Below are 13,305 nucleotides of genomic sequence, written 5' to 3'. Positions count from 1 at the left end.
GAGCGGGCTTGCCCCGCGCGAGGCAGGCTCGCTCACTACAGTAGGATCAGTGTTTCCAAGCTGCTGCATTCACAAGGTTCTTTGGTCGCTCCCCGGCCAACGCCTGCAACAGATTATCTACCGCACACGTGGCCATTGCTTCACGCGTCTCATGGGTGGCTGAGCCGATATGCGGCGTGGCCACCACATTGTTCAAGCGCAACAACGGCGAATCGTGATCCAGTGGTTCCTTCTCAAACACATCCAACCCCGCCGCCCGGATCGTGCGCTGTTGCAACGCCTCCACCAGCGCAGCTTCATCCACCACTTTGCCCCGCGAGATATTGATAAAGATCGTTTCCGGGCCCATCCGCGCGAACTCATCGGCGCCAATCAGCTTCTCGGTCTGCGCGGTGAGCGGCAGCGTCAGGCAGACAAAATCGGCCTGTTGCAGCAGGTCGTTCAAGCTGCGGTACTGCGCGCCAAAACGGGCCTCCACCGCCGGTTTGGGTGAATGGCTGTGGTAGATCACCGGCATGCCAAATCCGAAATGCCCGCGTTGGGCCAGGGCTTCGCCGATGCGGCCCATGCCGATGATGCCCAGGGTCTTGCCATGCACGTCGCTGCCGAAATGCGCCGGGCCGATGTTTTTGCTCCACTGGCCGGCGCGCACCATATCGGCCAGTTCGACCACGCGGCGGGCAGTGGCCAGGATCAAGGCAAAGCCGGTGTCGGCGGTGGTTTCGGTGAGCACGTCCGGGGTGTTGCTGAGCAGAATGCCGCGTGCCGTCAGGTAGTCGATAGCGTAGTTGTCGACGCCCACCGACACGCTGGCGATCGCTTCGAGTCGCGGTGCCAGGTCCAGCAATTGCGCATCCAGGCGTAGGCTCGCACCCAGCAACCCGTGGGCGTAAGGCAGGGCATCGCGCAGTTTGGCCAGGCCGGTGTCGTCCAGCGTTTCGATCAGCGTGACCTCGGCCTGCTCATGCAGGCGGGCCATCAGCGGCGCGGAGAGTTTTTTGTACAACACGACAGACTTTTTCATGCGGTCTTTACCTTCAATTTCAGGTTTGGCTCCGGCGTGCGGTCACTGGCGCCGGGCTTGAGAAAAATCGTCAGCACCACCGACAGCATCAACGCGCCGCTCATCAGCAGGTACGAAGCGCCGGGCGAGCCGGTGCTGCTATTGAGGTAACCCACCAGGTACGAACCGCCGAACGACCCGAGGGCGCCCATGCTGTTGATCAGCGCCATGGCGCCCCCGGCGACGTTGGCCGGCAGGATTTCCGGGACAATCGCGAAAAACGGCCCGTAAGGCGCGTACATGCACGCGCCGGCAATCACCAGCAAGGTGTAGGACCACCAGAAGTGTTCGGCGCCGAGCGCGTAGGAGGCATAGAACGCGATGGAGGCGATCAGCAGCGGCGGCCACACAAAGCGTTTGCGCTTTTGCAGCTTGTCCGAGCCCCACGACACCAGCAGCATGCCGATCACCGCCGCCAGGTAAGGCAGCGCCGACAGCCAGCCGGCTTCGACCATGTCCATCTGCAAGCCGGCCTTGAGGATCGACGGCAGCCACAGCACAAAGCCATACACGCCGATGCTCCAGCAAAAGAACTGCAGCGCCAGGATGATGACCTTGGGCGAGCGGAAGGCTTCGGCGTAGTTCTTGACCGCCTTGATGCCCACCTGTTCGGCGGCCAGGGCGGTTTCCAGGTTGTGCTTTTCGCTGTCACTGAGCCACTTGGCATCCTTTGGACGCTCATCGGCCAGCTTCCACCAGATAAACGCCCACAGCACCGCCGGCAGGCCTTCGATGATGAACATCCAGCGCCAGCTGAAATGCTGCACCAGGTAGCCCGAGACCACCGACATCCACAGCATGGTCACCGGGTTGCCGAGGATCAGGAAGGTATTGGCGCGCGAACGTTCGGCACGCGTGAACCAGTGGCACAGGTACACCAGCATCGCCGGCATCACCGCGGCTTCGACCACGCCGAGCATGAAGCGAATCACGATCAGCATGTAGGCGTTGGAGACCACACCGGTCAGGGTGGCCAGGCCGCCCCAGAGGATCAGGCTGACGAAAATCAGCTTTTTCACGCTGCGCTTTTGCGCGTAGATCGCCCCCGGCACCTGGAAGAAAAAGTAACCGAGGAAAAACAGGGCCCCCAGCAACGACGACATGCCGGGGGTGATCATCAGGTCTTCGGCCATCCCGGAGGCGGCGGCGAAGCCGTAGTTGGCGCGGTCCAGGTACGCCAGGCTGTAGGTGATAAAAACGATGGGCATGATGTACCACCAACGGCGGGTGGCGAGTTTCACGGTGTCCATGGGGTTGCTCCTGAGCTTGTTGTAGTTGTGGCAACAGGGTGTGAGTTATGCAACGGATCGACTGGGTAACTCTGAACGCTTGGGCAGGCCTTCCATGTCGCCGCGGCTCTGCACGGCGCGGCTGCCGATCCAGTTGCCGCGCTGTACCGCTTCGCGGAAGCTGAGGTTTTCCAGCAGGGCGCTGATCATGCCCACGGCAAAACCGTCGCCGGCGCCGACCGTGTCCACCACGTTTTCCACGCGTACGGCGGCGACAAAGCCTTGGTCCATCTGGGTGCGGTAGTAGGCGCCGTCCGGGCCGAGCTTGATCGCCACGGCTTCGGCGCCCTGGTCGAGGTAGAACGCGGCGATATCGGCCGGGTCATCGAGACCGGTGAGCAAACGGCCTTCGCCCAGCCCCGGCAGGACCCAGTCGGCCAGGCCGGCGAGGGCGTTGATTTCGCGGATCATTGTCTGCTGGTTGGCCCACAGCGATGGCCGCAGGTTGGGGTCGAACGACACGCTGTGCCCTGCCTTGCGCATCTGCGTCATGAGCTCGACGGACAATTCGCGTGTCGCTTCGGACAACGCCGGCGGAATGCCCGTGGCGTGCAGGTGGCGGGCTTTCAGCAAGGCTGGGCTGATCGCGGCAACGGACAAGTGGCTGGCCGCCGAACCCTTGCGGAAATACTCCACCTGGGGATCGTCTCCGGCGTCTTCGCGGGATTTGAGCTGAAAGCCGGTGGGGTGCAACGGGTCGACCGCCACATGCCGGCAATCCAGGCCTTCCTTGCTCAGGGTGTCGACCACAAAACGCCCGAGGGAGTCATTGCCCACCCGGCTCAACCAGGCCACGTTGAAGCCCAGGCGTGACAGGCCGATGGCGACGTTGCTGTCGGCCCCGGCAATGCGTTTGTGAAACTGCCCGACCTGGGCGAGGTCGCCGGTGTGCTCGGCGACGAACATCGCCATGGTTTCACCAAACGAGAGGATATCGATCTCAGACATGCGCATTCTCCGCACGGGGTTGGCCCAGCAGGGCGAGGGCGGCAACTTGCTGCGCGGTGACCGCGACCAGGTCATCGCCCTGCAACGGAAATTCCACCGCCCGGGTAATACCTTGAGTCATGTGTTTGAGCAGTTGTTCCCACAGATGCAGGTCGGTGGCGCCAGGCGGCAGGGCCACCAGCTTGCCGTCCGCGCGGCGCGCCACGGCCTTGCAGTGCAGGTAATCCACATGCCGGCCCAGCAGGCGCGCGGCGGTGAGGGCGGACTGGTCCTGCCACTGCCAGTTGCCGATATCGAAGGTCATCTTCACCGGTAAACCGAGGCGCTCGACTGCGGTGAAGAAACGCTGCATCGGCTCGATCCGACCGCCGTGCAAGGTCTGGTCGTTTTCCACCAGCAGTCGGACCGGGTGGCGGTTGAGCAGGGCGTGCAGGCTTTCCAGGTCATTGGTGTCGGTGAAATAACCGAGGGACACCTTGAGCCAGCGCGCACCAAAGGCCTGCGCGCGGTCCAGGGTCGCGCCCAGCTCGGCATTCGGTTGGGCGCGGCCGGCGACCCACAGTTCCAGGGGCGATGAGAACACCGACTCCAGACCCTGCTCGGCAGCGGCCTGGGCCAGTTCGTGGGGGTGTTCGACGGTCAGCAATTCTTCACGCCATTCGATACGTTGGGCGCCGGCGGCCGTCAGCAGCGCGACAAAACTCAATTGGCCCTGCTGGCGGACAAGCTCGGCGCCGTAACTGGAAAGGCTGATGGAGACGGGGTACTTATGCATTGTTGTTTACCTCTGAAACCGGTTTCATTTTTGTGCGCAAAATTAACAAGTGGGCGCTGGGCCTACCCGCGATGGCGGTGTGTCAGGTGGCCAGGTGCTTGCCTGAAGCACCGTCATCGCGAGCAAGCCCGACTTCCACGGGGAGTTGGGTTGAGCCTCGGATGATGAGTCGTGGCAAGAAATCCAAGGTGCGGGTCGGCTCAGTGTCGCCGCGCAAGCGCTTGAGCAAACAGTCGAACGCGGTGGCGCCGATGGCCTCGGTCGGCTGGGCGAGGGCGGTGATGCCATTGCCTACCAACGGGTACCAATCAAGGTCATCCAGGGCGATCAGGCCGACATCCTCGAACAGGTTGCAGCCCAGGTTTTTCAGGGCTCGGGTGCAGGTCAGCGCCGCCACGCCGTTGGCGCAAAACAGGGCCTTGGGGCCGGCGTTGGCGAGAAAGGTTTCCAGACGATTTTCCAATTCGCCATCCAGTTCCAGCACCGCACCAGTCAGTGCCGGGCGGCGGGCAATCTCGGCCTTGAAACTGTCCAGGCGCTCCAACCGCGAGCTGGTGCCATCGGGGGCTTCGCTCACCAGCAGCACATGGCGATAACCCTGTTGCTCCAGGTGATCCACCGCCATACGCACTGCTGCCGGGTTGTCCAGGCCGACAAGGTCGCTGTGCAGCGGCTCGACCTTGCGGTCCACCAGCACCAGGGGCATTTCCCGTTGCAGTTCCAACAGTTGGTCGAGGTGATGGCCGAGGGTGTTCACGATCAGCCCTTCGATGTTGTACGAACGCAACGCGGCGAGGTGCTGGCGCTCTTGCTCGTCATCACGGTCGGTATTGCACACCACCAGGCTGTAGCCGTGCTGGCGGCAGGCGGTTTCGACGCCGTGCATCACGGCAATGGAATAGGGGTTGCGGATATCGGCCACCAGCATGCCGATCAGGCGGGTGCGGCCGCGCTTCAAGCCACGGGCCATCTGGTTGGGGCGGTAGCCAAGTTCTTCGATGGCGTGTTCGATACGCAGGGCGATGGCGTCGGAGAGCAGGGCGCGGTCATCGCCGATAAAGCGCGACACGCTGGCTTTGGACACGCCCGCGCGCTCGGCGACGTCGAGCATGGTCACGCGGCTGCGCTGGGCGGCGGAAAAGTTGTTCACGGTCATCGACCTTCTATTTTTATTGGAATGACTGAAACCGGTTTCAGGAGACCATTAAATGAGGAAAGTCGTCAAGAAGACGAAGGGCAATGCCAGATGACCGGTATGTTCAGACCAGCACACTCAACCAAGTCGCGACTAACAGCAGCAAGGCCATGCCTTGGTTGAGACGTTGCATGGCGGTGGCCGACCGGAACACCCGCGAGGCGCCTGCACCCAACAGCGCCCACGTCCCCAGGCAGGGCATCGATATCAGGCAAAACACCAGGGATAAGTAAACCACCTGGCTCTGGCGCTCGGCACCGTGGCCGGCAAATACACTCACCACCGCGAGCGCCATCATCCAGGTTTTCGGGTTGATCAACTGCAGGCTGGCGCCGCCGATCAGGCCAAGAGGCTTTTCGCTTGCAGCCACTTCGATGGCCTGCGCGGGCGCTCTGAAGATCTGGCAGGCCAGGTAGCTCAGCCAGGCGACCCCCATCCATTGCAGCGCCATTTGCACGTTGGGCCAGTGCGCCAGTGACTGGCCCAAGCCGGTCCCCACCAGCAATACAAGGCCCGCCGCCCCGAAGCAGGCGCCGAGAATGATGGGCAGCGTGGCTTTCAATCCATACCGCGCGCTGTTACTCAGCACCAGGATATTGGTAGGGCCGGGAGTGATGGAGGCGACAAAGGCGAACAACATAAATGACAACATGGCAGGTGACTCCGAAAAACCAATCGATGGAGTCGATCTTCACTGCCCGGCGTGTCATCTGTCTGGAAGATTTGAGCAGCGCTTGCGGTACGCGGCGGGCGTGAGGCCGTAGGCACGCACAAACCAGCGTCCTAAATGGCTTTGATCAGCAAACCCCAGGGCAATCGCCACCTCCGCCGGTTGCTCACCCCTGGCCAGCAAGTGCCGGGCACGCGCCAGGCGCAGCTGTACCAGGTAGGCGTGCGGCGGCAGGCCGAACGCGCTTTTGAATGCGCGGGTCAGGCGGAAGCGGTCGACGCCGCAGGCCAGGGCCAGTTCGTCCATGCCCACGTCAACGTGCAGGTGGGCATGCAGGTATTCCCGGGCCTTGTGCGCCACCCGCGGCAGACGCGGGTCTTCGCGGTAGCGGGTGCGCCAGTAGAGTTGGCCGGTGAGGCGTTCCAGCAATTGGTCCATGGCGCGCTGGCGAACGATGCGCAGCTCGCCGCTGTGCAGGGTTTGGAAGGCCTGGCTGGTGGCCAGGGCCAGGCGTGGGTCGCTGGTCAAGGTGCTGGCGAAACTCAATTGGCTATCGAGTGGTGCCTCTTCAAACACAGTGCTCACTTCCCGCGCCAACCACAGCGGGTCGAGATAGAGCATGTGGTAGGTGAAGCCGTCCGCGCTGGGCGCGTTGCCGTCATGCAGTTCGCCGGGCTCCACCAGGAACACCTGGCCCGGCACACTGTTGTGGCGGGCGCGGCGGCAGTTGAATTGCTGCACGCCTTGTTCGGTGACGCCGATCAGGTAGCTGTCATGCCAATGGGGGTCGTAGGCATGACCCTCAAAATGCGCGCGCAGGGTCTCGATGCCGGTGTCGGCGTCTTGGGACAGATCGATCCAATTGTGCGCGGCCATGATTCACCGAGGCGAAATACGTGAGGCTATTAGCGCCCAGCGCTGGGTGGGCGTCTAGAAGGTTTGTGCAGCATCAGCCGAACAGCCCGGCGGCGATATTGATCGAGAAACCCAGGATCGCCGTGTTGAACAGAAACCCGATCAGCGATTGCCCCAGCACCACCTTGCGCATGCCCCGGGTGGCGACGCCCACATCAGAGGTCTGCACCGCCACGCCAATGGTGAAAGAGAAGTACAGGAAGTCCCAATAGTTGGGGGTCAGCAGCCCTTCGGCAAAGCGCAGCGCCGGCTCCTTGCCGTCCCAGGTGTAATACAGGCGGGCGTAATGCACGCTGAAAATCACCCCGATCAGCAGCCATGAACCGATCACCGTCAGCCCGGTAAAGCCGTAGTGCAGCAGGCGTTCGGAGGTGGCCAGGTCTTTGCTGCCGACCAGTTCGAAGGTGATGGTCGCCAGGCTGGCAATGGCGGCGATGCACACCGTGAACAGCACCAGCCCGGCGTTTTCATCTTCGACCTCGGCGATGCGCTTCACGTCCTCGGCCTTGGCGCGGCGGGTCAGCCACAGCATCAGCACCAGATAAGTCCAGACCCCGGCGTTCCAGCCGATGAGGATTTTGCTGACGAGGGTGTCGGCCGGCGCCAGGAGGCCCACGGCAAGGCCGAGCACGGCGGCGGCGGAGAGGCGAGGGTGGGTGCGGGCCAGGAAGGGCATAGAAACTCACAGCTGACGAGGTGTCAGTAGACTGTACCTGATCCCGAATACAACCCATAACCCTTGTGGGAGGGGGCTTGCTCCCGATAGCGGTGTGTCAGTCGATTCATCAGGTGACTGCTACACAATTCTGGGTAGGGCGTCGGACCTGTGGCGAGGGAGCTTGCTCCCGTGGCGGCCTGGCAGACGACCAGGATGTTGGATCAGACCGGGTACATATCCATTATTTAGGTAACGGTTGGTATGGGTTCCGCCCTTACGGCGGGTCACTTTTGAAAGGAGCCCAAAAGTAACCAAAAGGCTCTTGCCCCAACACTCGGCACCTCGCTCACGCTCGGTGTGCCCGTAATCCGACAGGTATTTGGGGGGCCGCCGCCACGCGCCATCCATGGCGCGGGGCGGCTAAACCGGCATCCCTGCCGGTTTACCCCCCAAATCCCTGTCGAATTCCGGCCAGCGTGTTTGACGGGGCGCCTGAGATCAAAAGCAGGGTCAAGATCAAGATCAAGATCAAGATCAAGATCAAGATCAAGATCAAGATCAAGATCAAGATCAACAGCGACTCGCTTCGCATCGTGGTTAGCGTGGTTGCTACAGCGTTGTGTAGATGCCTATGGTCATCGGGGGCAAGGCCCCTCCCACATTTTTACCTGTGTCTACTTGGGGCCTTTTTTGACCAGCTTCATCACCACCACAAAAAACACCGGCACAAACACCACCGCCAGCGTCGCGGTGATCATCCCGCCGATCACCCCGGTACCGATCGCCTGCTGGCTGGCCGAGCTGGCCCCCGTGGCAATCGCCAGCGGCACCACGCCGAGGATGAACGCCAGGGACGTCATGATGATCGGCCGCAAGCGCAACCGCGCAGCCTTCAAGGTGGCGGTGATCAGGTCTTCACCCTGGTCGTACAGGTCCTTGGCAAACTCGATGATCAGGATCGCGTTTTTCGCCGATAAGCCAATGATGGTGATCAAGCCGACCTTGAAGAACACATCGTTGGGCATGCCGCGCAAGGAGACGGCCACCACCGCACCGAGCACGCCCAACGGCACCACCAGCAACACCGAGGTCGGAATCGACCAGCTTTCATACAATGCCGCCAGGCACAGGAACACGATCAGCAGCGACAGGCCGAGCAGCAACGGTGCCTGGGCGCCGGACAGGCGCTCCTGCAGCGACAATCCGGTCCATTCCTGGCCCAGGCCGGCCGGCAACTGGCTGACCAGGCGCTGGATCTCATCCATCGCCTCACCGGTGCTGTGCCCCGGTGCCGCTTCGCCGGAAATCGCGATGGCCGGGTAGCCGTTGTAACGGGTCAACTGCGTCGGGCCCTGGGTCCACTTGGCTTCGACAAACGCCGACAACGGCACCATCTTCCCGGCGTTGTTGCGCACGTTGATCTTCATCAAGTCCGCCACCTGGCTGCGCTGGTCACCCTCGGCCTGCACCACCACCCGCTGCATGCGGCCCTGGTTGGGGAAGTCATTGATGTAGGCCGAACCGATGGCTGAGGACAGCACGTTGCCGACGTCGGCAAACGACACGCCCAGCGCGTTGGCCTGCTTGCGGTCCACCTCCAACTGCACTTGCGGGGCCTCGGCCAGGGCGCTTTCGCGCACGTTGGCCAGGATCGGGCTTTTTGCGGCGGCGGCCAGCAACTCGGTGCGCGCCGCCATCAAGGCGGCATGGCCGACACCACCACGGTCCTGCAAGCGGAATTCGAAGCCGCTGGACGTGCCCAGGCCATCCACCGGCGGCGGCAGGATCGCATAGGCGATCGCGTCCTTGAGCTCGCTGAAGGCCATGTTGGCACGGTCGGCAATCGAGGACGCAGAGTCATCGCTGCTGCGTTCCGACCAATCCTTGAGCGTGGTAAACGCCAGCGCCGCGTTCTGCCCCGAGCCGGAGAAGCTGAACCCCATGATCATGGTGGTATCACCCACCCCAGGCTCCCCGGCGTTGTGCGCTTCGATCTGCTCGGCCACCTGCACCGTGCGGTTCTTGCTCGCACCCGGAGGCAACTGGATGTCAGTGATGGTGTAGCCCTGGTCTTCCACCGGCAGGAACGAGGAGGGCAGGCGGCTGAACATCCATCCCAGGCCAACCAGCAGCATCAGGTAAATTAACAGGTAGCGGCCGCTGCGCTTGAGGGCGTAGGCCACCCAGCCTTCATAGCGGTCGGTGAGCTGTTCGAAGCGCTTGTTGAACCCGCCGAAGAAACCGCCCTTGGCGTGGTGCTCGCCCTTGGCAATCGGCTTGAGCAAGGTGGCGCACAGGGCCGGGGTCAAGGTCAGGGCCAGGAACGCCGAGAACAGGATCGAGGTGGCCATCGACAGCGAGAACTGCTGATAGATCACCCCGACCGAACCCGCCATGAACCCCATCGGCAGGAACACCGCCACCAGTACCAGCGTGATGCCGACGATGGCACCGGTGATCTGGCCCATGGCCTTCTTGGTCGCGTCCTTGGGCGACAGGCCCTCGGTGGCCATGATCCGCTCGACGTTCTCCACCACCACGATCGCATCGTCCACCAGGATGCCGATCGCCAACACCATGCCGAACATGGTCAGTACGTTGATCGAAAAGCCCAGCAACAACATGGTCGCGAAGGTGCCCATCAACGCAATCGGCACCACCAGCGTGGGGATCAGCGTGTAACGCACGTTCTGCAGGAACAGGAACATCACCGCAAACACCAGCGCCATCGCCTCGAGCAACGTGTAGACCACCTTGGTGATCGAGACTTTGACGAACGGCGAAGTGTCGTACGGGATCTTGTATTCCACATTGGCCGGGAAGAAGCGCGACAACTCGTCCATCTTCGCCCGCACCCGCGTCGCAGTGTTCAGCGCGTTGGCACCCGGTGATAGTTGCACGCTGACCGCGGTGGACGGTTTGCCGTTCAGGCGCGTGGAGAACTGGTATTCCTGGCTACCGACTTCCACTCGCGCAACGTCGCCGATGCGCACGGTGGAACCGTCCGGGTTGGCCTTGAGCACGATGTCGGCGAATTCGGCCGGCGTCGACAACTGGCCCTTGACCAGCACCGCCGCGGTGATTTCCTGGCTGTTCGTCCCTGGCAAATCACCGATGCTGCCGGCAGACACCTGGGCGTTCTGCGCGCTGATGGCGGCGTTCACATCGGCCGGGGTGAGGTTGAAACCGATCAGTTTCTGCGGGTCGATCCAGATGCGCATGGCGCGCTCGGCACCGTACAGCTGGGCCTTGCCCACACCGTCCAGGCGCTTGAGTTCGTTCATCACGTTGCGCGCGAGGTAGTCACTGAGCGCTACGTCATCGAGCTTGCCGTCGTTGGACGTGAGGGTCACCAGCAGCAGGAAGCCGGCGGAGACTTTCTCCACCTGCAAACCTTGCTGGGTCACCGCTTGCGGCAGGCGCGGTTCCACGGCCTTGAGGCGGTTTTGCACGTCAACCTGAGCCATTTCCGGGTTGGTGCCCGGCTGGAACGTCGCGGTGATGGTGGCCGAGCCCAGGCTGCTCTGCGACTCGAAATACAGCAGGTGATCGGCGCCGTTGAGCTCCTGCTCGATCAGGCTGACCACGCTTTCGTCCAGGGTCTGGGCCGAAGCGCCCGGGTACACCGCATAGATCTCGACTTTCGGCGGCGCGACGTTGGGGTACTGCGCCACCGGCAGTTGCGGGATGGCGAGCGCGCCGGCCAGCAGGATAAACAGGGCCACCACCCAGGCGAAGATCGGGCGGTCAATAAAGAACTGCGGCATGACAGGTTATTCCTTTACGAACGGGCTAGCGTCCACTTCAACTTTTTCACCGGGGCGCGCATGTTGCAGGCCTTCGACGACGATACGGTCACCGGGCTTGAGGCCGCTGCTGACGATCCAGCGGTCCTCGATCACCGCGCCCAACTCCACCGGTTGCTGGGTCACCGTTTGCTCGGCGTCCAGTAGCAGCACCATCGGGATGCCGGCGCTGTCACGGGTGATGGCGCGTTGCGGCACGCTGATGCCTTGCTTGTCGACGGCCTGTTCCAGGCGCACCCGTACAAAGCTGCCGGGCAGCAGGTCGAGGTCCGGGTTGGGGAATTCGCTGCGCAGGATGATCTGCCCGGTGCCGGGGTCGACGCTGATCTCGGCGAACAGCAATTTGCCCGGCAATGGGTAGAGACTGCCGTCGTCCTGGATCAGCGTGGCTTTGGCCTGGTCCTGGCCGACCTGCTTCAAGCTGCCGGCGCGGAAGGCCCGGCGCAGATCATTCAGCTCGCGGGTGGACTGGGTCAGGTCGGCGTGGATCGGGTCCAGTTGCTGGATGATCGCCAGCGGCGTGGCCTCGTTCTGGCCGACCAGTGCGCCTTCCGTCACCAGCGCCCGGCCGATGCGCCCGGAAATCGGCGCGGTCACGGTGGCGTAGCCCAGGTTCAACTTGGCGCGCTCGACCGCCGCCTTGTTGGCGGCGACCTCGGCGTTGGTCTGGCGCACGGCGGCGCGGGCGTTGTCATAGTCCTGGCCGCTGATGGCGTTGCCTTCCACCAACTGGCTGTAGCGCTGCTCTTGCAGGCGCGCCTGGAAGGCATTGGCCTCGGCCTTGCTCAGGTTGGCCTGGGCGCTGTCGAGATCGGCCTTGAACGGCGCGGGGTCAATGCGAAACAGCACGTCGCCCTGTTTCACGTCGTGGCCTTCCTTGAACACCCGCTGCATCACCACGCCGGCGACCCGTGCGCGCACTTCGGCAATGCGCGGCGCGGCAATGCGCCCACTCAGTTCGCTGGTGATGGACAGGGGCTTGGCGGCGAGGGTTTCGATGCGCACTTTGGCCAGGGGCATTTCCGGTGCCTCGGCGGCGGAGTTGTCACACGCGCTCAGCGCCAGGGTGAGGGCCAGCAGGCAAAACGGCGCAAACAGATTCTTCGACATGCTCTTATCCCAATATTGACTGGCGCATCCTAAAGTCACCTGCGCCGTGGTGCTGTGAAGCTGTGTAGGCCGTGTGTGAAGAAATGTAAGGTGCGGCGCGCGGGGCGCCGGGGGCGTATATCCTTGCACAATCCTGCACCACCCCAACAAACCGCATTATTTGGAAACACCATGCCCAACATCCTCCTGGTGGAAGACGACGCCGCACTCTCCGAGCTGATTGCCAGCTACCTGGAACGCAATGGCTACCAAGTCAGCGTGCTCAGCCGCGGCGACCACGTCCGCGAACGCGCCCGCCTGAATCCGCCGGACCTGGTGATCCTCGACCTGATGCTGCCCGGCCTCGACGGCCTGCAGGTGTGCCGCCTGTTGCGCGCCGATTCGGCGGGCTTGCCGATCCTGATGCTCACCGCCCGCGACGACAGCCACGACCAGGTGCTGGGCCTGGAAATGGGCGCCGACGATTACGTGACCAAACCCTGCGAGCCGCGTGTGCTGCTCGCCCGTGTCCGTACATTGCTGCGGCGCAGCAGTTTGTCCGAGCCCCAGGCGGCCAACGACCAGATCATCATGGGCAACCTGTGCATCGACTTGTCGGAACGCACCGTGACTTGGCGCGAGCAGTCGGTGGAGCTGTCCAGCGGCGAATACAACCTGTTGGTGGTGCTGGCGCGGCACGCCGGCGAAGTGCTCAGCCGCGACCAGATCCTGCAGCGCTTGCGCGGTATCGAGTTCAACGGCACCGACCGTTCGGTGGATGTAGCCATCTCCAAGCTGCGCCGCAAGTTCGACGACAACGCCGGTGAGGCGCGCAAGATCAAGACGGTGTGGGGCAAGGGCTACCTGTTCAGCCGTTCCGAGTGGGAATGCTGAGCC

11 protein-coding genes are annotated in these 13,305 nt (G+C 63.0%); 1 reads left to right on the top strand and 10 read right to left on the bottom strand.

Features of this window, described 5'->3' with window-relative positions; genetic code table 11:
* Positions 1-46: 46 nt before the first annotated feature.
* The 10 genes from AC3ZU9_RS14250 to AC3ZU9_RS14205 form a co-directional block, all read right to left on the bottom strand.
* Positions 47-1,024, bottom strand: coding sequence for a 2-hydroxyacid dehydrogenase (locus AC3ZU9_RS14250; RefSeq protein WP_490090879.1), 978 nt, complete (start codon positions 1,022-1,024; stop codon positions 47-49).
* Positions 1,021-2,313 (bottom strand): MFS transporter, encoded by a 1,293-nt coding sequence (locus AC3ZU9_RS14245; protein ID WP_012723901.1) that lies wholly within the window; start codon positions 2,311-2,313, stop codon positions 1,021-1,023. Before AC3ZU9_RS14245 ends, AC3ZU9_RS14250 begins: the two co-directional genes overlap by 4 nt.
* 45 nt (positions 2,314-2,358) lie before the next feature.
* Positions 2,359-3,300 (bottom strand): sugar kinase, encoded by a 942-nt coding sequence (locus AC3ZU9_RS14240; RefSeq protein ID WP_012723902.1) that lies wholly within the window; start codon positions 3,298-3,300, stop codon positions 2,359-2,361.
* Entirely contained in the window at positions 3,293-4,075 is a 783-nt protein-coding gene (locus AC3ZU9_RS14235; RefSeq protein ID WP_102060389.1) for a sugar phosphate isomerase/epimerase family protein, read from the bottom strand. Before AC3ZU9_RS14235 ends, AC3ZU9_RS14240 begins: the two co-directional genes overlap by 8 nt.
* Before the next feature lie 82 nt (positions 4,076-4,157).
* Positions 4,158-5,225, bottom strand: a complete 1,068-nt coding sequence (locus AC3ZU9_RS14230; RefSeq protein WP_093545458.1) for a LacI family DNA-binding transcriptional regulator — start codon at positions 5,223-5,225, stop codon at positions 4,158-4,160.
* Positions 5,226-5,334: 109 nt separating this feature from the next.
* Positions 5,335-5,922, bottom strand: coding sequence for a LysE family translocator (locus AC3ZU9_RS14225; protein WP_490090878.1), 588 nt, complete (start codon positions 5,920-5,922; stop codon positions 5,335-5,337).
* Positions 5,923-5,976: 54 nt separating this feature from the next.
* The gene (locus AC3ZU9_RS14220) at positions 5,977-6,816 is read right to left on the bottom strand and encodes an AraC family ligand binding domain-containing protein (protein ID WP_490090877.1); all 840 of its coding nucleotides are present in this window, start codon (positions 6,814-6,816) and stop codon (positions 5,977-5,979) included.
* Between the two features lie 73 nt (positions 6,817-6,889).
* The gene (locus AC3ZU9_RS14215; RefSeq protein ID WP_012723907.1) at positions 6,890-7,531 is read right to left on the bottom strand and encodes a DUF1345 domain-containing protein; all 642 of its coding nucleotides are present in this window, start codon (positions 7,529-7,531) and stop codon (positions 6,890-6,892) included.
* Between the two features lie 656 nt (positions 7,532-8,187).
* Positions 8,188-11,280 (bottom strand): efflux RND transporter permease subunit, encoded by a 3,093-nt coding sequence (locus AC3ZU9_RS14210; RefSeq protein WP_012723908.1) that lies wholly within the window; start codon positions 11,278-11,280, stop codon positions 8,188-8,190.
* Positions 11,281-11,286: 6 nt separating this feature from the next.
* The gene (locus AC3ZU9_RS14205) at positions 11,287-12,429 is read right to left on the bottom strand and encodes an efflux RND transporter periplasmic adaptor subunit (RefSeq protein WP_012723909.1); all 1,143 of its coding nucleotides are present in this window, start codon (positions 12,427-12,429) and stop codon (positions 11,287-11,289) included.
* Between the two features lie 171 nt (positions 12,430-12,600).
* On the opposite strand from AC3ZU9_RS14205, the gene AC3ZU9_RS14200 reads away from it, so the two are divergent.
* A complete protein-coding gene (locus AC3ZU9_RS14200) occupies positions 12,601-13,302 on the top strand; it encodes a response regulator (RefSeq protein WP_043205260.1) in 702 nt (233 codons plus the stop codon).
* The last annotated feature ends 3 nt before the right edge of the window (positions 13,303-13,305 follow it).

The organism is Pseudomonas sp. A39, assembly GCF_058145955.1.
The sequence above is the reverse complement of the archived record's forward strand: the minus strand, read 5'-3'. Positions and strand labels throughout refer to the sequence as shown.